Raw genomic sequence first — 23,105 nt, 5'->3', positions numbered from 1 at the left:
ATAGGGAGGCTATTGAAATGGCTGTAACATGTTTGCTTGAAGTTGTACCAGGAGAAACGTTCGAAGGTTTTTGTTTAGTGAAAGAAGTTAAACAAGAAAAGACGAAAAAGGGAGATCCGTACTTAAATGTTACAGTAGCCAAAAAGCATAAGATGGTAGCCTGCAAGCTATGGAATAACGGGTTTGGGGGAAAGGATGTTGAAGAAATTTTATCAATTTTTTCCAATGGTGCGATGTTACATATTGCAGGAGATGCCTCTGAATATAATGGACAAGTCCAAATGACCATTTCTGCTTTTCGTCAAGCTGTACAGGGAGAGGTTGAAATGAGCGAATTTATCGAAAGTGCTCCTGAATCAGTTGAAAGCATGGAAGTGGAAATTAGAGCCTTCATAGACGAAATTAAGATACCTATTTTACATCAAATAACCTCTGAATTATTTGAGGAGAACAATAAGTATTTTATGTACCATGTTGCTGCTGTGAAAATGCATCATAATTTCCGTTCAGGCCTCGCGTTTCATACTTTATCACTTCTTCGGATAGCAAAGAATATTTGCGATCAATATGGTGAAGCAGTAAATCGCAGCAAAATGTACGCAGCTCTCACGCTACATGACATGGGGAAAATTATCGAAATGACAAAAGATACTGCTGCTCCTGAATATACATTATTTGGCCAGTTTTTAGGCCATATTCAAATTGTTAACCAGATGATTGACCGAAAATTAGTTTTCATCCGTAGCCAGCGCACAGTCTCATTAGAAGAAGTAACAGTAGTGTATGAATTAATGAATATTATCTCTAGTCACCATGGTCCTCTAAGCAATGGATGGGGAAGCACCGCTGAGCCCATCACACTTGAAGCACACCTTTGCCACATGATTGATAACATCGATGCGAAAATAAACATGATTTCAAAGGCAACGGTGGATATGAAAGAAGGAGAAGTTCAAAAGATTTGGGGACTTGGAAAAATTTATAAAGCAAAAGGCCTCGATAAATAGCAGCAAGAAAGTTTAAAGCCTGAAATTACCAAAATTGAGTTAAGGAGACAAAATATTGCAAATATTTTTATAGCATTATTTGGTTAGAGACGTTATATTTAAATTATATGAAACAGTAAACTCAATAAAAACTATTAAGTTGGAAACTATTTAATTACTCTTAATTAATTCAATGTTAATAGTGGCTTTGGACCATTTGTTGTACGAGCATAATAATCATATGGGGGATACAATCATGAAAAAATTATTATCTATTTTATTTGTGTTTTCTTTAATCTTAGGGATAGGGACGAATGCATTTGCCGGTGAAGACAAAGTTGTTAAAGAGAAACTGAAAGCCATTGAGCTTGTTAATAAAACAAATGAAAAGATTAGAAAAGAAATAGAAAAGGGTGTAAAAAAGGCTGAGAAGCTTCAGGCTGATTATTATACAGATATTGAGAAACTGCAAAGTAAAGATAAAGACTTAAGGAGTAAGACTACTGTTAATAATGTACAGGATCAAAACATTATTAAAGAAGTTGATGAAATATTTTCTTTAATTGAAGAGGAAGTATCAAATGTGGCTAAAACTGGAGATATTTCTGATGAAATGGTTGTAGTAAATGATAAAATGACAACATTAGTAAGTAAGGAGCAATTTAAATGCGATGACATTGTTGGAACTACTGAAGAGAATGGTATTTGTAGAATCAAAAATGGAGAGCCATTTAATAGTAATTATAAAGAACTTGATGATAAATATAATTCAGAACTCGAAAAAGTAATAACTAATGTATACTATGAAACACTTAAAATGTCTACTGAGACGATATCAAAAGTCAAGGAAGTAGGATATATTGCTGAATGCAGTTGGGTACCAGTTGAATTTGGTCACCTAATTGTTTGGATAGACCCAATTCGAATTGTTGGTGAAATCTAATGTTATATATAAACATTTTCTGATAAACTAAAATAGTTAAACATCAACGGGTTCTGCACTATGGGACTCGTTTTTATATATTCTCAGATTAGTATAGGGGGAATACGATTTGGAAGGGTTTAAAATTGGTAAAAAAGGATCGGCGTTAGAAACTGTTGTATATAATAGAAGTGAATTTAGTTTACTAACACGTGGTGATGGTGTTGAAGTTCTCCTACATACAATTGAAAAAGATAAGCTGTTCTATGTATATCCAAGCGATAATCCCAATGTTTTAGAATTTTATTTAATACAATCAGGGGAAATACTTTGTGAAATAAATGATGAGAAGACTATTTTGGGTACTGGAGATTACTTTTCAGCAAAGGGATTAACTGACCATATCCACTTTACTGCCTTAACTAATGTGACCTTTTTATGGGTAACAACAGAACAAACCTTTATTCATTTGAGTAATGAAATGTCAGCACTTATGGACATAGTTAAAAAGGTTGAAGCAAAAGATCGTTATACTTATTTGCATAGCGACCGTGTTGCCAATTATTCTATAAAAATTGCAAAAAAAATGAAATTAAATAGAGTTCAAATTGAAAATCTTAATACGGCAAGTTACATTCATGATATTGGAAAGGTTAATGTCCCAGAAGAAATTTTAAATAAACCTAGCCGATTAACCGTCGAGGAATTCGAAATCATAAAAAAGCATCCTTCCGATGGAGCTAAAATGATAAAAGGAACCTTTTATGAAGAGCTAGCTCCCATCATTGAACAGCACCACGAACGATTAAATGGTAGTGGATACCCAAAAGGGCTAAAGGGTGATGATATTCTATTAGAAGCCCGAATTATTGCCGTAAGTGATACATTTGATGCCATGACAGAGGACCGTGTATATCGTAAAGCATCAAATGCACAAGAAGCCTTCGACGTCATAAAAGGCTCCATTGGAACGCTATATGACAGAGAAGTCGTAGAAGCATTTGAAAAGGTATTAAAAGAAGAAGGAAAAATAGTTTAACACAGTAAAGTGTGTGGGGACTGTCCCCCGATGCTTTAAAGCGTTAAAAGGGCTAACCGTTTTATTTCGGTTAGCCCTTTTTGTTTTATTTAGGTGGTGGAGAGTACTACTTGATTTCTACCATCTTCCTTTGCGTAATAAAGTGCTTCGTCTGCCATTCGGATAAGTTTTCTTTTGGATATGGTTGCGTCTGGTACAGTTGAGGCAACTCCTATACTAATGGTCACAAAAGGTGAGGTAGAAGAGTTTTGATGGATGATTTCTAATTGCTTCACTTTCATTCTACATTCTTCCGCAATCATACTAACTTGATTTGGACTAATATTTGGAATGAGGGCTACGAATTCCTCTCCACCAATTCTTGCGACAGTTCCATGATACTTTTGGATAGATTTTTGTAAACAAGCTGCTACTAGTTGAAGGGTCATATCCCCTTGTTGATGTCCGTAGGAATCATTGTAAAATTTAAAGTGATCGATATCCATATAAAGAATCGAAATCATGGTCTGATTTGTGGTAGCTATATCCCATTCCTTTTCGTATAAATCATCAAAGTAGCGACGGTTCGGAAGGTTTGTAAGTGGATCAAGATAGGACATTTCTTTTAATACTTCATTGACACGTTGTAATTCTAGCTTAGAGTCTTCTAACGATTTTGTTCGGTCATATATTTTTTCTTCTAGCGTTTGATTTAACTCCGTTAATTGATTGGAAAAGTCTTCAACTTTTTGGAATGCTTTGGATAAGTTTTTGGCGATAATATAACTTTGTGAGAAGATAAAGATAAATTGCCCCATACTAGATAGATTAGTAGAATCTATGTTGCCATTAGTATAGAGAATATCATTGATAACAGTTAATGCATAAATGAAGGAACAACTAAGGACGACCTTTGCTCCTTCACGCTTTCTTGCTGTAGCTAAGATGAGCGCGAAAATGATATAAACGATTGTGACAATAGTTAAGGCTTGGAAAAGGAAAAGGCTTTTTGTATAGATGATAGCAGGTGTAAATACTACTAATAATGAAAAAAGCAAACTAATGACAGATATTATTTTACAAAATAGTATTGAAACTTCCTGTTTGTATAAATTGTGCATAAACCATACGAATAGTGGAACGACCGTGTAAAAAGTTAAAAACTCGGTTTTGACAATAAACTCCCATGGAACACTTTTAAAAAGGATTGTAAGGACTTGTTCTCCGATGACAATCGTGCGTGCTGCTATAACAAGACATGTAGCACCAAACATCAGTAAGATGCTTTCTTTTCTCCGATGTAGAAACAGAACAATATGATATAAGCCGGATAGCAGTAAACTCCCAATAATGATTGCTTCGAATACAAGGTTTCTTTTTGTTAATTCAGTAATTTGTTGAGCCGTACCAAATTTCAAACTACTCCACATACCGCCGCTTCGGTAATGGAAATTGGCAATGTTCATATAGATGTCGATGGTATCACTGTGAGCATCGAAAAATACTACTTGTGGTTTGTAAAACGGAATGGTTGTTTCTTTTGTTTTGCCTGGATTACCGTTCGTAATCATTAATTCGTCGTCAAGCCATAATCGGTAGGAATTAGACATGATCGGGATTTTAAGACCATAGTTATTGCCAACCTTGAGGCCCCTTAATTGAATATGATATAAGCCATATCCAGAAGATGGAAATAGGTTTTCGTCGTCCCAACCAGAAGGGACTTCAATCAGGGATCGTTCTCCTGCTGTAAGCTTGTCTGGCCCATCTGTTTTCCAGTAAAAATTCCATTCCCCTTCAAGAGAAACGGGACCATCTTTTCCACCATCCCACTCTTTAAGCGAGACAATCCCTTCTTTAGCAACTGGAATGGGTTGAATAATCCAACCTGTCAAACAGAATGTAAGTAGGATAAGAGTCACTATATTAATCATTTTTATTTTCATATGAATCTATCACACCTATTAATTCAAATGGATTACGAGTCTATTAAGATATACCATATTTTTAACCAATAAATATATCATATATGTAAAAAGATTTCAGGTAAATTTGAAGCGTTCGACAATTTGTGAAAAAAATGGCGTAAAAGCATATCTGCCTTGTACGCCATTTCTTCATTTCAATGGTGATAGATATTCATGTGTGTATTTTAATAGTAGGGAGTATAAGGCGTATAAGGCGTATAAGGCGAATACGGACTAACAGGATATGGTTGGTAAGTTGGGTACGGGTACGGATATGGATATTGATTTGATGAACCAGCCAATCCAGCCGCTGTTCCTAGTGCTAAGCCTAACCCAGCCCCTACCAAACCTGAACCGTATCCAAAATTCCCTCCGTATCCACCATGACCACCGCCGTGCCCACCATGCCCGCCATGCCCACCGTGACCGCCGTATCCACCATGACCGCCGTATCCACCATGACCGCCGTATCCACCGTGACTGCCGTATCCACCGTGACCGCCGTGTTCACCATGACTGCCGTGTCCACCATGTCCACCATGACCTCCGCCATGAACTGGTCTAAATTGTCCCATTTGATTATTCAATTGTATCACCCTTCTTTTACATTTCTAATCCATTTATCATATGACCAGTTTTCAAGAAGGGTCTTACTTTTTCAAAAATTATTAGGCATTTGTAACAGTAGGCATTAAAGTATAAGGAATGATATTTTTCTTTTCTAAGCAAGAAAGTATAACTTTTTTGACTTCGAGAATTGTCCAGCTCCAGCGCCCAGCGTCTAGTGGACTTCACTCTCCCTCCCTACGATAAGTCAACATCGAATCGCCAAAAACGCGATTCGTGATTCCTTTATCTCGGTCAAGAGGGCTCCAGTCCATACGCCGCTAAACGGGCGCCTACGCTTTTTTCTACATCCATCCTACTTTTCATTTTCTCCCTAGCCCCGGTGCGCCAAGCCTTGACTGCTGATATCGAAACACCTTCCTTTTCAGCTATTTCTTTTACCGTTAAGTTGGATCTAAGAGTATACATTAGCCATGTTAATTGTTTTTTCGATAATGTTTCGCAGTAGGAGAGTAGTAGCTTTTCTTCTAAAGCCATGTCAGAGTTTGAATCCTCGATACCTTCCCAGAATTCCTCTTTCGCATAGATATTTCGTTCTTCATGCAACCTAGATTTTGTCATTTCTGTTTGTATCTTACCTTTTACAATCGAGTAAGCATAATTCATGAAATTTCCCTTCGTAGGGTCGAACCGTGTACTTGCTTCCCATAAGCCAATCAGCCCAATCTGGTAATATTCCTCCCGATTTTTATAAATGTGAAGAGAATGAATAATTTTATAGATCATTGGTTCATATTTAGTTACTAACATTTCAAAGCTTTCCAATGGAGTCTTCCTTTTAGAAAGCGCGCTTTTCTTTGTATTCCCGGGTACTTCTACCTTATCGGGATAATATGTTTTAATCGAATCGCATAAATTCACTTTTTGAAGCGGTTTTTGCCGTTTAAACACTAAAAACCGCTTCAAAAATTAAATTTGCGGTCTGTTTTTGGTAGTTAGTGTGATTTGAGTATGATTTTTATAAATCAAATAAAAAAAGCACCTACCAGATGGCAGATGCTTAATATATTGATTACTACTTCCTTAAAAAAATTTCAAAATTGTACCTTCCAGAGGAATCTTTCTTTAATAAATTTTTCTTTTTCTGATCCACGATAAGGGTAAACGGACTTTTTTCTCTTTTAGTGGTCATTCTTCTTAAAAACTGTGCATTTTGCCATTTTTGGTTGAAGCTAGAAAGTCTCGAATGAACTTCGATGGAATAACCATTGCTTAAATCGACCAGTGTATGTCTACCATGTGCACTGGTTTTGACAATATGAATTGGATTAAACCAAATTGTGTCGTCACTTTTATAGGCTTGACTAGGAAAGGCGCAAATACTATGAAGAGGGTTACCTAGAATGGGACATATATTAACATTTTCTTTAATTAATTTAGTCTCAGGCTGGGCTCCTTTTAAATCGAAGTCTATGTAATTGATGGTATCATTTAAAACTGCTAATGGTTCTTTATCAACTAAAAAGGTTTTATCTAACTCCATTATTCTTGTACAAAGTTTTCCATAATGATTATACTCACCCATCATTAAAACCATCTGTAGATTAATAATATAATAATTTACTGTAAACAACCTTATCAACCCCTAAATCTACCTTTAAATTTGTTTTTTTAACACTCCCTTTATTTGAATTATACATTTAGTTAATTATGGAATATATTCGGTAATAGCGTAATTTGTGACAAAATTCGCAATTCTCTTACTTCCCTCTATTCATCTGTTGTTAGTAGTCTATGATGGAATATTTTTGGCTTAGATGTTTGGTTCAAATGAGTTTATACTATTATTAAATACTTTTTCTATTAAAATCTGAAAAGTGACATAATTATGACATATTTCCTATGTACACTAGAATGGAAAGGTACTATGGGTAGAGGAGGTCAACTGGGTGAAGAAAAAAATAGCAGCATCTATTTTTGTCGGAAGTTTGTTGTTTGGTGGTATTTCCGTAGGGGCTGCAGAAATTAGCGGTACTTCTAGCAAGATTGAGTTAACTGAACAAAAAAACAAACAGCGACTTAAAGTATTATTTGCGGAAATTAAACTGATTAAAACACGTGTGCAAAATGTGCTTGCTGAAGTGAAGCCGGTACAAAATAGCATCAAAGAGTTAATCGCAAAACTTAAAGTAGCAAAAGAGAAAAAGGATAAAGAACAAATAAAAATAGTAAAAGAAACGATTACTAAAAAGCAACAAACCGTTAAAACGAAAATGACATCGATTCAGCCAGATTTAAATCGACTGAAAGAATTGCAAATAGAATTAAAGAAAATCCAAGAACAAATCAAACAAAACGAACAACAAAATAAAGTGGAAAATGTGCAAAATAAACAAGTGAAGCAGAATACACTATCTACTAAACTGCAAGCAAAAGAAAGCAAGCAGCAAGTGACTGTTGATGAAGCTACAGCAAATTTAGAAGAGGTTGCTAGTCTGGCTGAGCAGATTAGTGAACTGAAAAACGAAATTCTATCACAAAAAACACTTATCGGAGAACTATTAGCTAAATAATGGTTTTCTGGGCTACCATCTTATATAAAGCCGTAGACCATTTTTTTATGGCTACGGCTTTTTTATTTTTCATTTCCAAGTATAATCTAATTAGATAAACCTTTTGAGGTGTAACATACATGACAATAAAAATAATGATGGTAGATGACGACCTTAATATATGCAAGGTTACTAGTATTTATTTGCAAAAGGCTGGTTATGAGGTTGTATTCGCCTATGATGGGGAGCAAGCCTTAAAGTTATTTGAGCAAATAAAGGTTGATGCGATTATTTTAGATTTAATGTTGCCGATTATTGATGGTATGAAGGTTTGTGAAACAATAAGACGAGCATCAACAGTCCCCATTATTATGCTAACAGCAAAGGGCCAACAAACTGATAAAATTGAAGGCTTACAATTAGGAGCAGATGATTATATCGTCAAGCCATTTGATCCTAATGAATTAATTGCCCGGCTACAAGCCGTTTTAAGGCGCACTCAAATTGACAAGAAGATTAGTAGTGCAGATTTGATATCGATTGGGGAATTGGAAATCAATACAATGAATCATACAGTTGCACTTAATAGTCATGAAATAAAGCTACCCAAAAAAGAGTATGAACTGCTCTTATTTCTCGCCAAACATCCTAATCGAGTATTTAGTCGAGATGAGCTCATCGAAATGATCTGGGGTTGGGACTTTGAAGGGGAAGACCGGGTTGTCGATTTATACATTAAACGGTTACGATCAAAGCTGTCAAAAGCTGAAAATCAATCGATTTCCATTAAAACGGTATGGGGTGTTGGTTATCAGCTGGAGGCATCCTCCTCATGATGAACTCGACGTTTAAAAAAATGCTCGTATTTGCGTTAGCCTTTAGTTTAGGAAGTCTACTATGTAGCTCCCTTATCATTGGATTTTTATTAGAAAAAAAAATCTATGATCGAACACAGGATACATTAGTGACAAAAGCAGGCGAATTAAATAAAGAAGTAGAGTTATTTCTAAATGGTGAAATAAGTAAAGAAACGCTGAAGCAAACGATTCTTTTAGTCCAAGAGCGGGATCATATTCAAGTCAGTATTATGACAGCAGGAAGAGACTCTCTTTTTGTAGAGGAAAATGCAGCTGTACAAAGTTGGATTGGCGATGTTTTAAATCAGAAAGCCCATTTTGCAGAGGTTACTTTTTATAAAAACGATGAAATCAAAATGTTTATTGTTGGGGTTCCAATCTTAGTCGGAAACGAAAACAAGGGAGCTATCTTTTTATATACCCCAATGAAAGAAGCGGAAGGGTTAGTACAAGAAATTAATCAAATGATTGGACTAGCTGTCCTTTTGCTATTTTTGCCAATTGTACTCATATCCTTTTTTCTATCAAAAAAAGTCACTTCACCGATTGTTTCAATGAGTGAAACAGTAAGAAATATCTCGAAGGGGAATTTTGAAAAACAAGTTCAACTAAAGGGGAAGGATGAGTTCGCCTCACTAGGAGCGGCCATCAATTCCATGGCAGATAGGCTTGCGATCATTGAACAAAGCAGAAAGAGATTCATAGGTGAAATTTCTCATGAACTAAGAACGCCATTAACGACCATTAGGTCCACCCTTCAAGGAATTTCAGATGAAATATTAACTGTGGACGAAGAAGAAGAACTCATTCAAATTTCTATTAATGAGATTAAACGAATTAGCCAATTAATTGATGATTTAGCAGACCTTTCCGCACTGGAAGAAAAGGCTGTTATTTTATACAAGCAAAAAACATCGATGACAGACTTAGTTGAAGCCTGTATTTTACAGCTAAGTTTACAAGCAAAACAAAAAGAGATTATCATTGAAAAAGAGATTGAAGCAGAGGTCCTAGCCAATGTGGATATTGACCGTATAAGGCAAGTATGTATAAATCTACTTGAAAATGCCATCAAACATTCTAGTCCAAGGGCAACTGTGAAAATTAATCTCATACAAGAAAACGATTTTATCATGATTAACTTTGAAAATAGTGGGGACGAAATCCCATCTCATATACTCCCATTTTTATTTGACCGCTTTTTTAAAACTGACCAAAGCCGAACGCAAAAGGGCAATGGACTCGGTTTAACCATTGCAAAACGAATTGTTGAACTTCATGGTGGGGACATATCCGTTCAATCAAGTGAGGGAAAAATAAGGTTCACCGTAAAAATTCCGCAGGAACTACTAACTATAAGGAGAATAGGATGAAAAAAGTCTATTGGAGCTTAGCTTTATCCATTCTGCTACTAGCCGGCTGTACGGAAAATATGGAAAGTGATGCTGAAAAAGAGCTATCCGTTAACATTATTAATGAAGAGAATCAGAACGAGACACACCTCACGAATGAAGAAAAAATCCTAAATGAATCAGTAGTAGAAGAGGACGAGGAGCATTTAAAGGAAAAGGCGGAAATTGAACAAAACTTGTCTGATATAGAAGAGCTAGAAAAAGAAGTCAATAAAACGTTAGTCGAATTCGACGAAATTGAGAAAAATCTTCAGGAACTTGATGACCTCATAAAGGAATTAGAGGAACTAACCGATTTAGATCAAGACTTAGCAGAGTTAGAGAAATTGTTGAAGGAATAATATTAAGGAAAAATAGAAACAGAGAGTCAGTTTAATCTGGCTCTCTGTTTTTTTCTTAATTTGGCAAACCTATAAATCCCTTTTTAATTGAAAAAAAAGTAAATCAGTGACATATGAGTAAGAAAATTGATAAAATTAGGTAAATATCCAATTTTATTGGAAAATTGCAAAAAGAGAATACTATAGAAAACGTTCAGGTAGGGGGAAATATGATGGAAAAGTGGATTGAAAAACCGAGGGAGTTCGGAGAAATACTAGATTTAACCTTCTTGGTTATAAGAAAACAGTTTGCAAAGATCTTTTTAATCATGATGATTTTAGGAGGTCCAATTTTATTAGTACAAGCGATGGCGATGTATTCTGGAGGAATGCCTGTCTTACCAGGCTCTACAGGAGAGAGTTTTTCAACAATAGATAGTTTTTTGCTATCATTTGAATCCAGCGGAATTGATCAAGCTATAGCGAATGTTGGTGGTATCGAGTTAGCTATCTTGATTATTACTCTAGCCTTGTTAACCATTGTCCTTTTGCCAGTGGCAATGGCAGCAATTATCATCCTTACTGATAAAGTGAAAAATGGTGAATCAGTTGAAATCGGACCCATTATTAAACAGGCTTTTTCTCGATTTGGGGCTTTATTAGGTGGATCAATCGTCTATTTATTAATTTTGTTTGGGCTCATACTCGTGCCGTCCCTGGGCTTCCCCTTCTTGTTTCTAGCTGGAAATCTTGATGTAGGTCCACTCCTAATCATGGTCAGCGTTGTTGCTGGATTGGCCTATCTATTCGGAGTAGTTTATTTATTAACACGCTGGGGCTTTTATTTTACGGCGATTGTTTTTGAAAAAGTTTCCCCAGGGATAGGAAAAAGCTGGAGGCTAACGAAGGGGCAGTTTTGGCGCCTTGTTGGTTTGTATATTGTCCTTAACATTATCGTTACTATGATTACGTTTGCTTTACAGTTTGTATCTACCATCTTTTTAAGTGGAAGTATTTTAGGCTATTTATTGGATACTCTCTTTACAGCTTTATCCTATGTCATTATGAACGTTGCTTTTGCGGTAGTTTATTTTGATCTTCGTGTCCGAAACGAAGGGGCAGATATACAGGAGATGCTTAATAGCTACGCTCAGCCTGAGGACGTAGAAAAAGCAGAGGATGAAATGGTTGAAGATGCTCCATTTGAAGATGGGAAAGTGGATCATCACAGTACCTTAGATACAAAAGAAACAGAAAAGTAGGGGTTCATTTTGAAAAATATTGATCCACTAAAAGCTAGAGACGAGCTCGAAACCATTCTTTCACAAAAAGAGTATCAAGCTTACTATCGGGAAGACAAGAATACGTTAGCAGACTTGTTGGAACGGCTTCAGGACTGGTTGAGTCGTTATTTAACCAAATTACTCCCTCAACAAGAAGTAAGAGAAACTACTTCTGAATGGATTTCCTACGGGTTAGTAGGACTTGGAATAGCGATTGTCTTGCTGCTCTTATTTCTGTTTTCCTCAAAGGTTGTCAGGGAGAATCGCTTTTACTCGAAGCCAATTGGGTCAGAAAGTGAATTAGTTCAGTCTCCTCAATCTCATCTCCTTGAAGCGGAAAAACGATGGGAGGAAGGGGATTTGCGTTCGGCACAACGCCATCTGTTTTTGGCGTATCTTCTAAATCTCGATCAAAAACAATGGATTGAGGCTCGGGCATGGAAAACAAATGGTGAGTATATGGATGAGCTACAAGGCACACAGCCAGAAATTGCTAAGACGTTTCGTGCTTTAGCTCATAGGTTTGAGGCGACTTGGTATGGTGGCCGTCACATCCCTAGAGAGGATTATATGGAGTTTCGTCAACAAGTGATAGGCTTTGTGATAAACGAGGATAGGTATATGAAGGGTGAACAAGGATGATAAGGAAATGGAAAAATTCAAATCAACCAACATGGACCTGGATTAGTATTGCCATCCTGCTTATCTTGTTTTTTGGTCTAGGTACATTACTTATTCCAACTAAGCAGACAGATTATCCTGAATTTATAAGTAAGTCACCTTCCCCTACAGGAGTCAAAGCGATTTATACATTTATTAAAAATCAACAAACACAAGTTCAAGTTTGGGAAAGACCAGTTGAACAGCTACCTAGTTCTTCTGAGCAATTCATGCTCTTGATTGAACCAAATCAAATGTTTAATGAGGAAGAGCAGGAAAAGTGGATTAAATGGATGGAGCGTGGAAATGACCTCTGGCTCGTCGCTCACTATCCAGAAGGATTTTTCGATGCAAAAACAAATAAGGTCGAGTTGAACGACGAGATTCCCATTAAACAAATTCAAACTAATGAGGGTACATATAAAGCTTTAGTTGAGACAAATTTGCGCCTTGTACCAAAAGCGGGAGATGAAACAATCTTTGAGGACTCTACTGGCCCAATCGCAATCAGCCGTACTTATGGAAAAGGTGAATTAACCGTTCTACTTACACCGGAATGGTTTCAAAATAAGAATATTTTAGAGAACGACCATCTTCAGCTAATTCTACCTTTACTGGAGCATATGAATCCTGAAGTCGTTTGGTTTAATGATTACATCCATGGCTTAAAGAGTAAGTTGGCAATCATCGAAGCTTATCCAGAGTGGTTTATTGTCATTTTTGCTCAAGTTTGTTTATTTATGTTGCTTTTTATCTGGTCTAAAGGTAAACGATTTGGTCCAGTTGAAACACCGAGAGAATGGGTAGTCCGATTTGGGGATGAACGAATAAGGGCGCAAGCCGTTTGGTATCAAAAGGGTGAATTTTATCAAGAAACACTTCAACACCAAATGGAATACCTGAGGCTCATCATCCAAGATCACTGGGGGATCGCTGCAAATACAGTGTCTCAGGATTTTATCGACTTAATAAAGCGGCGTTTACCCCAAAGTAAACAAAGCCAATGGGAGCAAAATTGGTTAGAAATAGACGCCATTTCCTCAACTGAAAAAGTCTCACATAAACAATTTTTAAGATGTTCGAAGCTTATAGACGACATGAGAAAAGAGGTACAAGAATGAATCCAGCTCTTGAAGAATTGATAGATTCCTATGAGTCGCATATATTTGGCCAACGTCAAAATATTAAATTACTGCTTACGGCAATTTTAGCGGGTGGAAATGTTTTGCTCGAGGGAGTACCTGGAACCGGAAAAACAAAAATGATCCGAACGTTAGCGGGGCTCATTGGTGGCGAATTTGGTAGAGTCCAATTCACACCAGATTTACTTCCAAGTGATATTACGGGTAGTGCAATTTTCAATCTAAAGGAAGGGCAGTTTCAAACGTTAAAGGGTCCGATTTTTACAAACATTCTTTTAGCAGATGAAATAAATCGTACTCCTGCTAAGACACAGGCAGCTCTTTTAGAAGCGATGGAAGAAAAACAAGTGACGATTCATGGCGAAACCTATAAACTTCCCGAACCTTTTTTTGTTGCAGCTACTCAAAATCCAGTTGAATTTGAAGGTACATATCCATTGCCCGAAGCGCAGCAGGATCGATTTTTATTCAAAATTTTAGTCGGATACCCTAACTTGGAAGCCGAAAAAGAGGTGTTAAAGCAAGCCACCTCACAACAGTCTCAAAAGTCTACTGACCATCGTGCTGTTTTAAGTCTAGAACAATTTAACGAGTTAAGAGAACAGGTTCGAGCTGTGAAGGTGAAGGATGAAATCATCGACTACATTGCCAATATTGTTCGCAAAACTCGTGAGACCGATATGATTACATTAGGAGCAAGTCCTCGTGCAGGGATGGGAATTGTCGAAGCAAGCAAAGCCTGGGCGTTTTTGGATGGTCGCGATTATGTTACACCAGATGATGTGAAGGTAGTTGTTCGACCAGCTTTAAGACATCGAATCATTCCATCACCACATATAGAACTGGAGGGAGGAACAAGTGACCAAATCATCCAAGACGTGGTGGCTCAAACGCCCGTCCCACGCTAAAGGGATTTTACCAACGAAAAGATTGATGGGTCTGTTTCTGCTCTTACTTGTACCCATAACCATTGCATCGAGATGGGATTACGGTTGGCGTGCGTTTTTCATTTTAAACAGCTTGCTTTTCCTATTAAGCTTACTTGATTTCATGATGTTGCCACGCCGAAAGCAAGTTATAGGCAAACGAATGGTTCAAGAAGAGGTAGAAAGAGGAGAAGCCTTTCAAGTTCGTTTTTATTTGAAAAATCAATCCACTGTTCCGATTCGGTTTCGGTTAATTGATGAGCTTCCCACTTCTTTTTTAAGACCATTTCCAATTGGAGGAGAGGTGGGCGGAAGGCAAGAAAAGGTTATTTCTTATGAATCAACGCCTCAAATGAGGGGAGATTTCGAATTAAGTCTTATTTTCTTGCGTTATCAATCTCCTGTTGGCCTATGGGAAAAACAAATGTCATTTGAACAAAACAATAAAATCAGTGTAATACCAGATATGAGTGAAGTTCGCGGTCATTTGGCTACATTGCAAAAGCTGTTATTACATGAAGGAACAAAGATCCGAAGAAGCCGAATTGGTGGCGGAGAATTTGCGCAAATTCGCAATTATGTAATTGGGGATGATCCGCGTAAAATAAATTGGCGACAGACAGGTAAGCAAGCGGAATTGATGACCAATGTGTACCAACCGGAGCATGGTAAATATATTACCATTTTGATAGACTGTGGGCGGCCGATGGGAGTGGAGTTAACAAAAGTAAATCGGTTGGAGCGTTCTGTGGAAGCTGCTTTAACTGTTGCTGCAGTCGCTTTACGACAAGGAGATTATGTATCTGTCATCGCGTTTTCCAATAAAGTAAGTGCCTATATACCATCTGGTAAGGGAATGGCTCATTTACAAACAATCATTCGATCGATTTATGCGATACATGCGGATTCCAATGAGTCGAACTATATACATGTATTCGATTACTTAGAGAGGGTCCAAAAACGCAGAAGCTTTATCCTATTATTTAGCGATTTAAGCCCATTCTTATTTGAGGAAACCTCGCTCTTTTCGATTAAAAGGGTTAAGAGAAGACATCTATTTCTTTTGCTAGGATTAGCTGATCCAATGGTTAACAAGTGGATTAAAGAAGAGCCAGTAGATACAAGAACAATCATGATAAAAAGCGCAGCCCAACGAGAGGTACTGCGCAAAAATATAGAAATGAAACGAATGCATCGATTAGGAATTGAAATGATAGAAGTTCCCGAAGAACATTTAGCCACAAAAGCAGTCAGCCGGTATATCGATATTATTAATCGGGGGCAACTGTAGAGTGAATAACTTTTCTTTTTCCAATTAAAATATACAAAATTAAAGCAATAACAGTGATAAATGCAAACGCATATTTTGCTTCTAACGATATATCGGCAGGGGTTATATATCCTTCAATGATCCCTGCAATCACAAATAGGGGAACGGTTCCGAGCAATAGCTGTACAGACCTTAATCCATGCCGTTTCAATTGAAAGGAACGTGGATAGGGTCCTGGCACCAGAATCTTATAGCCCATTAACAAACCGGCGCCTCCGGCAATAAAAATCGCCGTTAGCTCAATCATGCCATGAGGAACAATATAAGCCCAAAATTCGTAAAACTTTCCGTGCTGCCAAAAAACAGCTGCCAATGCACCGACGAGAATCCCGTTTGAAATTAGTACATAAATAGTGAATAGTCCAAGTGTTATTCCACCAGCAAATGCCAGAATCGCGACTTGAATATTATTGGTCATAATCGTTGTTGACATGAGGGGAGAGTTGATTTCTCCGTCTGATTCGCCAAGGCTGTCGGGATCAATTCCTTCCACAAATTCTGGTCCGAGAAGGGTATAAAGATGAAGCGGGTCATTAATCACAGACATATACCCACCAACTGCCCCAATCGTAAATAGAAGCATAGCAATCAAGACAAACTTTCTTTGTTCCAGAAACAAATGGATGAATGTAGACCCTAAAAACCGTTTTATTTGATAAAGGCTTGTTGCTTGATCACGATACAGAATATTATGAGCCTTAGAAACAAGATTATTTAAATACTGTGTTACCTCTTCTTGGGGGAAATATGTTTGACTAACAGAAAGCTGATGCGACACTTTTTGATAAAGAAGCTGAAATTGATCAATCGTTTCTGGAGTCAAATACTTCTTGCGTTTTGCCATTTGTTTTAAGCTCTGTTCGAGCATATCCCAGTCGTTACGATGCTGCTTAATAAAGAGTTTTAGCTCCATGAATTAGTTTCACCTACTTTTATATTTAGTTTTCCCATTATATAGAAGAATTTATGATAGGAAGGATTTTATTAAAAATGAACCTTCAGGAAATCGATATTACTACACCTGAGCACGTCCATTTGAAATTTAAAATAGCTGGAATCGGAAGCCGAGCCACCGCCCAAATTATCGATTGGATCATCCTTGGTTTATTAAATTTTACCATATTTTTCATTTCAATAAAGGTTAATAAAAGCTTTTTAGGAGAAATTGAAGGTTTTACCAATTACTTTTGGGCAATTGTTATCATCTTGTTCTTTATATTAACATGGGGGTATTTTGCGTTTTTTGAGTTTTTCAACTCCGGTCGGACGATTGGAAAGTGGTTGGTTGGAATTCGTGTCATTCAGGATAATGGTCAATTGATTACCTTTATGTCCTCGTTTATTCGGAACCTTTTACGAATTGTTGATTTTTTACCTGGGATGTATTTGCTAGGAATTCTGATGATTTTCTTTCATTCGAAACATAAACGTGTCGGGGATTTAGTAGCCGGAACTGTAGTAATCTATGAGAGAAAGCGTAAAAAGCGGAAGAAGAATGCCTTTCAGAAAGAGATGGAGAAGAGAAATATTCAAACTGGGCGAATGGAGCTTGACGATTGGTCAAGGAAAAAAATCGGAGCTCGAGAATGGGCCATATTGAGAACGTACATGGAAAGACGCCAAACACTTGGAACGGTAGAAAGAGAAAAATTAACGATAAAGGTTGCAAGTGTTCTGTTTCCGTTAATACAGGTTGAGTTCGAAGGTAAACCTTATGTAGAGGTTGAAAAGGATTTATTGGCTTTATACATGGTCCTCCGGGAGGATTGGGAATTTTAAATTGGGTTATTCCCCACTTGGGTAAGGTGGGGATGTTTATTTTTCCACTCTTCTCTTGTAAACAGATATAGTAAGAAATAGCCACGAAGAACCCCTCTCCAAATAATCCTTCAAAAAAATTTCAGCTTTTTTGAATCCTATCTAAAACGACCACCGTCTAATGATTACAAAAAAAGGAGGTTGCAGGTTGCAAGTATCAGAATCGATTCATTTAAAAGACCAGACCATTCGTATTGAAGATGTTATGGACACATACGGTACGAATATTTATCACCTTGTTTATTGTTATGTTCACGATAAGGCGATAGCAGAGGATTTAACACAGGAAGTATTTTTCACAGCCCATATGAAACAGCTATCGTTTAGACAGGAGGCGAGCGTAAAATCCTGGATTACACGAATTGCCATTAACAAATGTAAGGATTATCTTCGCTCAAGTTATATTAAACGAACAATTGTTTCTAACATCCTCCAACCCTTTGTAAAAAATACGACCCTTTCACCAGAGGAAGTTATTTTACAAAAGGATGAAGCAGAAACCTTATCAGAACTAGTACTAAAGCTGCCTATCAAATACCGAGAAGTCATTCTTCTCTATTATTATCAGGATTTTTCCATCCTTGAAATAAGTAGTGTTTTAAAGGTAAATGAGGCGACCGTCAAATCTAGATTAAGACGTGGTAGAGACCGTTTAAAATTAAAAATAGAGGAGAAGGAACTTATATGAGTGATCAAATCTTAAGGCTTAAGGAAGAGCTGAACAAAAAACTGGCATCTGAGTTGGATTTTGAACAGGATGTGAGACATAAAGCCCTCGAAAAAATTTATAACTATGAGGAAAAGAAACCATCCTTTCTCTTTCAAAAAATAATGTCCGGTGTGGTTTTAACAGGGGCCATTGTACTGCTAGCACTATTTACGGTTAACGAACTTAGTGGTTCTAGAGCCATTTTTGAAAAATCAGCTAGCCAATCATCTTTAGAGGATACCTTTACATATCGCGATCCAGATTTCGGCTTCCAGTTGGAAATGCCAGCTTATATCGAGCATCATATTCGTACCTTTGATTCAGAAAACGGACGTACATTTTACTTTATCGATGACAACGGTCCTGAGCAGCTCTTGTTCCACTTAGATATTTATCAAAAAAGTGGAGCCACCGAGAATCTAGATATACCTAATCGAAAACTAATTAAAGAAACGGACCAATACGCTTATTATGTAAGCGATATTAATCAAAATATCAGAATCAATCATTCTAGCTATTCAGAAGATGAAATCAAGCTTCTTGAAAAATTTGCAGTAGATTTTCCATCAGCATTAATTAGCTTCCAACCAGTAGAGGATTCGAAGCTTGGCTGGTCAGTAAAATCCGTTGACTCTCATCAAAACCAAGTTGCTCAAGCGGTCGACCAAGCTTGGGGACTCCTAGAAAAAGAGTATCCTTCCAATGAAGTTGAACTCAAAAAACAGGGGAAACAGCAATTTCTTGCAGACTTATCACCTTATGAAGTGAACAAAATTAGAATGAAAATGGTTGCTGGTATCCAAACCAAGTATGATGATGCACAAGTCAAAGATGAGTTGAATCATTATTTAGTCACCTATGAGTTGGTAAATGGGGAATGGGTCAAGGTTGAGTGGAAGAAGTTTGAAGAGTAAACAAGAAACTACCTTACTTGGATAAGTAAGGTGGTTTCTTGTGTTTAAGTCATTATTTGTTGAATTTTGTTGAATAAAAAAATAGTAAAATTGACGGATATATTGAGTTTCAAGCCTGTCATTTTCATAAATATAGAATTAGGTAGTAATCATTTTCTTGAGCACATGTGAGTTTGGATGAGCAATTTATTTATATGAGGGCGGTGTTCATCATGACTTATGTCCTTGGAATTCTTTTATTTGGAGGGCTTATTTGGTATTTTGGTATTTATGCGGAAAGGAAAAAAACGAAAAAAGTGAGAAAGCAGCTTTTGAGCGGAGAGAAATCCTATATTGTTCATTGGACCTATGATAAGGATTTTGATTTTGCTGAATTTCAAGCTAGTGATAATGGGCTTCGTTTATTTAAAAAGAAATTATCCAACGTGAAGGAAGTTTATATTTGTAACGACGGGATATTACTTGGCGAAGATTTATATTTTAGTTGGAAGAAATATGCTAAATTTAACGAATTGGTCATTACAATGGATGATCCACCTTGTATTTTTTTTCATATTGAATACCAAGTTGGTGAATCAAAAAACATCGTCAAATTTTCTATCCCGATTCCTCCTGAAAGAGAACTCGAAGCAGTATCTGTTTTGGATCATTTAGTTGGTACGGTTCGGTATGAATACTAAAAAAGTCAAAATTTTTTATCCAGAGATGTAACATTATTGAACCCCCCTACGTCTAAAATTTCAGAGGGATTGTTCAGAGTTCCACTCCCCTGGTTCCTGGGCCCCTCTCCCCTCTATGACATATAAGTTTAAAAAAACGAGCTGTATCCCTAAATTTGGGATATAGCTCGTTTGTTGTTATACGTTCCTTCCTTTAACCGGTCAGGTATGCAGAGCGGGCAACCAAACAAAGTGTCCAATAGAAGGGCTCTATTGGACAAAACAGCGCCAGCAACGAAACAAAGTGTCCAATAGAAGGGCTCTATCGGACAAAACAATGCCAGCACCGAACCAAAGTGTCCAATAGAAGGGCTCTATCGGACAAAACAGCGCCAGCACCGAACCAAAGTGTCCAATAGAAGGGCTCTATCGGACAAAACAGCGCGAGCAACGAATCAAAGTGTCCAATAAAAGAGCTCTACCGGACAAAACGGCAAGAGCAACGAATCAAAGTGTCCTATAGAAAGCCTCTATCGGACGATAAAACAAAACAAGACAAGCCAATCAACCTAGCTGATAAAACTAGCCAAAGCTATAAAAAATCAAAAAAACCGCCAAGCAGGATGCTTTGGCGGCAATCTTATGTTTATCTCGATTTTGTTAATATGGTAGTAAGTAATCTACTCAGCGTTCCTTTATCAACAAAGGGGGCCAGACTAGCTAAAATATCTGGACTAAGATTTTCAGTTTCCACTTCAGAAACTAATTTCTCCATATTCTCCATGCTTAAAAAGGGAGCCAATTTTAAAATATGTTCGGCGTCTAACGTTCCAACCACTACTTGATTGACGAGATGATCAAAGGTTTCACTACCCAGAAAAGGAGCAAGCTTTTGAACCATATTCCAATTTAAACTACCATCCTCTGCTTGACGGATTAACTTGTCTAATTGCTCCGAGCTTAGAAATGGAGCAAGGCTCACGATTCGATTTGCTTCTAGTTTTCCCTCAACCACTTGGTTTAGAATGTGATCTAATGTTTCCGAACTTAGAAACGGAGCTAATACTTGTATAACATTCCAGTTAAAGCTCCCCTTTTCAACATGCTGCACCAATTTGTCTAACTGATCCTCTTCGAGAAAGGGAGCAAGTTTAACCAGTTGGTCTACCTCTAAAGAACCTTCAATTGTTTTGTCTACTAAGTAATGGAGAGTGTCACTATGAAGGAAGGGAGCAAGGCCGGAAACGAGCTTCCATTGTACATCGCCTTCGACAGCATCGCGGATCAATTGGTCCAAAGCATCGGAACCAAGGAATGGCGCAAGCTTCAAAATGACATCCAAATTAAAGGTACTTACATCTAGTTGTTCGGAAACTTTATTTAATGTGCTAGTTTTCACCATTGGGGCAACCTCTACTAGCTCTTCAATATCCACGACTCCAGTATTAATCATCTCGGCTACTTGCTCCGTCTTGTTTTCCGAAATCTTCTCCACGATTTTTCCTACATGACGATTCTTGGCTAATTGTCCTGCGTTCATTAAATCATCTATCGTAACATCAAAAATTTGAGCAATCATCGGAAGTGTTCCAATATCCGGAAGTGACTCGCCTCGCTCCCATTTTGACACAGCCTGATGAGTAACATTTAATTGCTCAGCAAGCTCCATTTGTGTCTGATCTTTCTCTTTTCGTAGCTTTGATATATATGCTCCAATCTTTCGTGTATCTAGCATCTAAATTCCCCCAACTCGCTTAATCGTACAGTGCGCCCTGTCAAAATTATCATAGCATAGCCCATTTCAGCATCCTATCAAGTGTTAGTTGAATTTATTAAAAATTGTTATTCAACTGGTAGTAGAAAATGGGATTTTCTTGCGTTTAGTGTTCGTTCTTCTTCCATATAATAAAGGATGATTGTATTGTAACTGGACAAACGGCTATCAACTATTTTTACAAATTTATCTGATAATAATTGTACAAAGATTCGCAATTTAATTTTTATAAAAAATTCATGCTATAATGACTCAGTGAAAAAAACAACAATTTAAGGGGTAATCGCTATGTTAAAAGATCTATTTATTGGCTTATCTCAAAACCAATTTCTTAATAGTGCAGCAAAAAAGTACGGCTTGAAATTGGGAGCGCAGAGTGTCGTAGCGGGAACAAATATTGAAGAAACCATCAAGAGCATTAAAGAGCTAAATTCACATGGAATTTCATGTACAGTTGATAACTTAGGGGAGTTCGTCTTTAAAGAAGAAGAAGCGATTGAAGCGATGAATAATATTCTTGCTGTCATCGAAGCAATTCATGAACATAAAGTGGATGCGCATATCTCTTTAAAGCCTACCCAATTAGGATTAGATATTGATTATGATTTCTGTTTAGGCAACTTAAGAGAAATCGTCGATAGAGCAAAGCAATATGATATCTTCGTTAACTTCGATATGGAAGATCACGGCCATTTAGACCCTTCCTTCCAAATTCTCGATGAACTATCAAAGGAATATGATAATGTTGGAACTGTTATTCAAGCCTATTTCTTCCGTGCGAAGGAGGACATTCAAAAATATCAAAACTACCGTCTACGTATTGTAAAAGGAGCTTACAAAGAGCCTGCGGAATTAGCCTACCAAGATAAAAAGGAAATTGATCGTAACTATATCAAGCTCATTGAATGGCATTTGTTAAACGGAAAGTTTACCTCGATTGCTACTCATGATCATCATGTGATTAACCATGTAAAAGAATTTGTGAAACGAAATGACATTCCGAATGATAAATTCGAATTCCAAATGCTTTATGGTTTTAGAAAAGAAATGCAATTAGAGTTGGCAAAAGAGGGCTACAATTTCTGTACGTATGTTCCGTTCGGAAATGACTGGTACGGATATTTCATGCGTCGTCTTGCCGAAAGACCGCAAAATTTAAATCTTGTAGCAAAACAAGTATTTAATAAGAAAACCAATACAGTTATCGGCTTAGCAGCAGGGGCATTTTTATTAGGTAGATTAACGAAGAAGAAGTAAGCAAAATAAAAACTGGATGGGTTGCCCATCCA

Annotated in this window: 24 protein-coding genes; 17 read left to right on the top strand and 7 right to left on the bottom strand. The window is 37.1% G+C overall.

Annotated features, from left to right (window positions below; translation table 11 throughout):
• The first annotated feature begins 17 nt into the window (after window positions 1-17).
• The 3 genes from LRP83_RS11110 (at window position 18) to LRP83_RS11100 (ending at window position 2,947) form a co-directional block, all read left to right on the top strand.
• Window positions 18-1,007, top strand: a complete 990-nt coding sequence (locus LRP83_RS11110; RefSeq protein WP_230496768.1) for a 3'-5' exoribonuclease YhaM family protein — start codon at window positions 18-20, stop codon at window positions 1,005-1,007.
• 235 nt (window positions 1,008-1,242) lie between these two features.
• Window positions 1,243-1,929, top strand: coding sequence for a hypothetical protein (locus tag LRP83_RS11105; protein WP_230496767.1), 687 nt, complete (start codon window positions 1,243-1,245; stop codon window positions 1,927-1,929).
• Between the two features lie 109 nt (window positions 1,930-2,038).
• Window positions 2,039-2,947 (top strand): HD domain-containing phosphohydrolase, encoded by a 909-nt coding sequence (locus LRP83_RS11100; protein WP_230496766.1) that lies wholly within the window; start codon window positions 2,039-2,041, stop codon window positions 2,945-2,947.
• A gap of 89 nt (window positions 2,948-3,036) precedes the next feature.
• Here the strand turns inward: LRP83_RS11100 and LRP83_RS11095 are convergent, their stop codons facing one another.
• The 4 genes from LRP83_RS11095 to LRP83_RS11080 all read right to left on the bottom strand — a co-directional run bounded on the left by LRP83_RS11095 (window position 3,037) and on the right by LRP83_RS11080 (window position 7,093).
• Window positions 3,037-4,872 (bottom strand): sensor domain-containing diguanylate cyclase, encoded by a 1,836-nt coding sequence (locus LRP83_RS11095; protein WP_230496765.1) that lies wholly within the window; start codon window positions 4,870-4,872, stop codon window positions 3,037-3,039.
• A 206-nt stretch (window positions 4,873-5,078) separates the two neighbouring features.
• Window positions 5,079-5,480, bottom strand: a complete 402-nt coding sequence (locus tag LRP83_RS11090; protein ID WP_230496764.1) for a hypothetical protein — start codon at window positions 5,478-5,480, stop codon at window positions 5,079-5,081.
• 274 nt (window positions 5,481-5,754) lie between these two features.
• On the bottom strand, window positions 5,755-6,270 hold the full coding sequence (locus LRP83_RS11085; protein ID WP_354002340.1) for a sigma-70 family RNA polymerase sigma factor: 516 nt from the start codon (window positions 6,268-6,270) through the stop codon (window positions 5,755-5,757).
• Window positions 6,271-6,535: 265 nt separating this feature from the next.
• Entirely contained in the window at window positions 6,536-7,093 is a 558-nt protein-coding gene (locus tag LRP83_RS11080; protein WP_230496762.1) for a competence protein ComK, read from the bottom strand.
• Window positions 7,094-7,409: 316 nt separating this feature from the next.
• Between LRP83_RS11080 and LRP83_RS11075 the strand changes: the two genes are divergently transcribed.
• The 9 genes from LRP83_RS11075 (at window position 7,410) to LRP83_RS11035 (ending at window position 15,903) form a co-directional block, all read left to right on the top strand.
• Window positions 7,410-8,033 (top strand): hypothetical protein, encoded by a 624-nt coding sequence (locus LRP83_RS11075; RefSeq protein WP_230496761.1) that lies wholly within the window; start codon window positions 7,410-7,412, stop codon window positions 8,031-8,033.
• A gap of 119 nt (window positions 8,034-8,152) precedes the next feature.
• A complete protein-coding gene (locus LRP83_RS11070) occupies window positions 8,153-8,848 on the top strand; it encodes a response regulator (protein WP_230496760.1) in 696 nt (231 codons plus the stop codon).
• Window positions 8,845-10,242, top strand: coding sequence for a sensor histidine kinase (locus LRP83_RS11065; RefSeq protein ID WP_230496759.1), 1,398 nt, complete (start codon window positions 8,845-8,847; stop codon window positions 10,240-10,242). The genes LRP83_RS11070 and LRP83_RS11065 overlap by 4 nt, the downstream gene beginning before the upstream one ends.
• Window positions 10,239-10,622: a hypothetical protein gene (locus LRP83_RS11060; protein WP_230496758.1), complete on the top strand. Its 384-nt coding sequence runs from the start codon at window positions 10,239-10,241 to the stop codon at window positions 10,620-10,622. Before LRP83_RS11065 ends, LRP83_RS11060 begins: the two co-directional genes overlap by 4 nt.
• Before the next feature lie 209 nt (window positions 10,623-10,831).
• Entirely contained in the window at window positions 10,832-11,863 is a 1,032-nt protein-coding gene (locus LRP83_RS11055) for a hypothetical protein (RefSeq protein ID WP_230496757.1), read from the top strand.
• 9 nt (window positions 11,864-11,872) lie between these two features.
• Window positions 11,873-12,526 (top strand): DUF4129 domain-containing protein, encoded by a 654-nt coding sequence (locus tag LRP83_RS11050; RefSeq protein WP_230496756.1) that lies wholly within the window; start codon window positions 11,873-11,875, stop codon window positions 12,524-12,526.
• Window positions 12,523-13,665, top strand: a complete 1,143-nt coding sequence (locus LRP83_RS11045) for a DUF4350 domain-containing protein (protein WP_230496755.1) — start codon at window positions 12,523-12,525, stop codon at window positions 13,663-13,665. Before LRP83_RS11050 ends, LRP83_RS11045 begins: the two co-directional genes overlap by 4 nt.
• Entirely contained in the window at window positions 13,662-14,594 is a 933-nt protein-coding gene (locus LRP83_RS11040) for an AAA family ATPase (RefSeq protein ID WP_230496754.1), read from the top strand. Before LRP83_RS11045 ends, LRP83_RS11040 begins: the two co-directional genes overlap by 4 nt.
• Window positions 14,545-15,903: a DUF58 domain-containing protein gene (locus tag LRP83_RS11035; protein ID WP_230496753.1), complete on the top strand. Its 1,359-nt coding sequence runs from the start codon at window positions 14,545-14,547 to the stop codon at window positions 15,901-15,903. The genes LRP83_RS11040 and LRP83_RS11035 overlap by 50 nt, the downstream gene beginning before the upstream one ends.
• On the opposite strand, the gene LRP83_RS11030 is transcribed toward LRP83_RS11035, so the two are convergent.
• Entirely contained in the window at window positions 15,884-16,855 is a 972-nt protein-coding gene (locus LRP83_RS11030) for a stage II sporulation protein M (protein WP_230496752.1), read from the bottom strand. The two genes, LRP83_RS11035 and LRP83_RS11030, sit on opposite strands and share 20 nt — an antisense overlap.
• Before the next feature lie 77 nt (window positions 16,856-16,932).
• Between LRP83_RS11030 and LRP83_RS11025 the strand changes: the two genes are divergently transcribed.
• The 4 genes from LRP83_RS11025 to LRP83_RS11010 all read left to right on the top strand — a co-directional run bounded on the left by LRP83_RS11025 (window position 16,933) and on the right by LRP83_RS11010 (window position 20,063).
• On the top strand, window positions 16,933-17,721 hold the full coding sequence (locus tag LRP83_RS11025; protein ID WP_230496751.1) for an RDD family protein: 789 nt from the start codon (window positions 16,933-16,935) through the stop codon (window positions 17,719-17,721).
• A 187-nt stretch (window positions 17,722-17,908) separates the two neighbouring features.
• Window positions 17,909-18,448 (top strand): sigma-70 family RNA polymerase sigma factor, encoded by a 540-nt coding sequence (locus LRP83_RS11020; protein ID WP_230496750.1) that lies wholly within the window; start codon window positions 17,909-17,911, stop codon window positions 18,446-18,448.
• On the top strand, window positions 18,445-19,383 hold the full coding sequence (locus tag LRP83_RS11015; RefSeq protein ID WP_230496749.1) for a hypothetical protein: 939 nt from the start codon (window positions 18,445-18,447) through the stop codon (window positions 19,381-19,383). Before LRP83_RS11020 ends, LRP83_RS11015 begins: the two co-directional genes overlap by 4 nt.
• Window positions 19,384-19,595: 212 nt before the next feature.
• Window positions 19,596-20,063: a hypothetical protein gene (locus LRP83_RS11010; protein ID WP_230496748.1), complete on the top strand. Its 468-nt coding sequence runs from the start codon at window positions 19,596-19,598 to the stop codon at window positions 20,061-20,063.
• Between the two features lie 625 nt (window positions 20,064-20,688).
• On the opposite strand, the gene LRP83_RS11005 is transcribed toward LRP83_RS11010, so the two are convergent.
• Entirely contained in the window at window positions 20,689-21,777 is a 1,089-nt protein-coding gene (locus LRP83_RS11005; protein ID WP_230496747.1) for a helix-turn-helix domain-containing protein, read from the bottom strand.
• A 107-nt stretch (window positions 21,778-21,884) separates the two neighbouring features.
• Window positions 21,885-22,034: a hypothetical protein gene (locus tag LRP83_RS11000; protein WP_230496746.1), complete on the bottom strand. Its 150-nt coding sequence runs from the start codon at window positions 22,032-22,034 to the stop codon at window positions 21,885-21,887.
• A 70-nt stretch (window positions 22,035-22,104) separates the two neighbouring features.
• Between LRP83_RS11000 and LRP83_RS10995 the strand changes: the two genes are divergently transcribed.
• Entirely contained in the window at window positions 22,105-23,073 is a 969-nt protein-coding gene (locus tag LRP83_RS10995) for a proline dehydrogenase family protein (protein ID WP_230496745.1), read from the top strand.
• Window positions 23,074-23,105 lie beyond the last annotated feature (32 nt).

The sequence above is a fragment of the Pseudoneobacillus rhizosphaerae genome (genome assembly GCF_917563885.1).
Taxonomy (GTDB): Bacteria; Bacillota; Bacilli; order Bacillales; family Cytobacillaceae; genus Pseudoneobacillus; species Pseudoneobacillus rhizosphaerae.
Note: the sequence above shows the minus strand (reverse complement) of the source record. Positions and strands in the feature narration are given on the sequence as shown.

Coding starts and splice junctions, on each gene's coding strand:
- LRP83_RS11065 (WP_230496759.1), top strand. CDS start 8,845: ATGATGAACTCGACGTTTAAAAAAATGCTCGTATTTGCGTTAGCCTTT.
- LRP83_RS11095 (WP_230496765.1), bottom strand. CDS start 4,872: ATGAAAATAAAAATGATTAATATAGTGACTCTTATCCTACTTACATTC.
- LRP83_RS11025 (WP_230496751.1), top strand. CDS start 16,933: ATGAACCTTCAGGAAATCGATATTACTACACCTGAGCACGTCCATTTG.
- LRP83_RS11060 (WP_230496758.1), top strand. CDS start 10,239: ATGAAAAAAGTCTATTGGAGCTTAGCTTTATCCATTCTGCTACTAGCC.
- LRP83_RS11110 (WP_230496768.1), top strand. CDS start 18: ATGGCTGTAACATGTTTGCTTGAAGTTGTACCAGGAGAAACGTTCGAA.
- LRP83_RS11085 (WP_354002340.1), bottom strand. CDS start 6,270: ATGTTAGTAACTAAATATGAACCAATGATCTATAAAATTATTCATTCT.
- LRP83_RS11015 (WP_230496749.1), top strand. CDS start 18,445: ATGAGTGATCAAATCTTAAGGCTTAAGGAAGAGCTGAACAAAAAACTG.
- LRP83_RS11040 (WP_230496754.1), top strand. CDS start 13,662: ATGAATCCAGCTCTTGAAGAATTGATAGATTCCTATGAGTCGCATATA.
- LRP83_RS10995 (WP_230496745.1), top strand. CDS start 22,105: ATGTTAAAAGATCTATTTATTGGCTTATCTCAAAACCAATTTCTTAAT.
- LRP83_RS11045 (WP_230496755.1), top strand. CDS start 12,523: ATGATAAGGAAATGGAAAAATTCAAATCAACCAACATGGACCTGGATT.
- LRP83_RS11005 (WP_230496747.1), bottom strand. CDS start 21,777: ATGCTAGATACACGAAAGATTGGAGCATATATATCAAAGCTACGAAAA.
- LRP83_RS11010 (WP_230496748.1), top strand. CDS start 19,596: ATGACTTATGTCCTTGGAATTCTTTTATTTGGAGGGCTTATTTGGTAT.
- LRP83_RS11030 (WP_230496752.1), bottom strand. CDS start 16,855: ATGGAGCTAAAACTCTTTATTAAGCAGCATCGTAACGACTGGGATATG.
- LRP83_RS11070 (WP_230496760.1), top strand. CDS start 8,153: ATGACAATAAAAATAATGATGGTAGATGACGACCTTAATATATGCAAG.
- LRP83_RS11105 (WP_230496767.1), top strand. CDS start 1,243: ATGAAAAAATTATTATCTATTTTATTTGTGTTTTCTTTAATCTTAGGG.
- LRP83_RS11055 (WP_230496757.1), top strand. CDS start 10,832: ATGATGGAAAAGTGGATTGAAAAACCGAGGGAGTTCGGAGAAATACTA.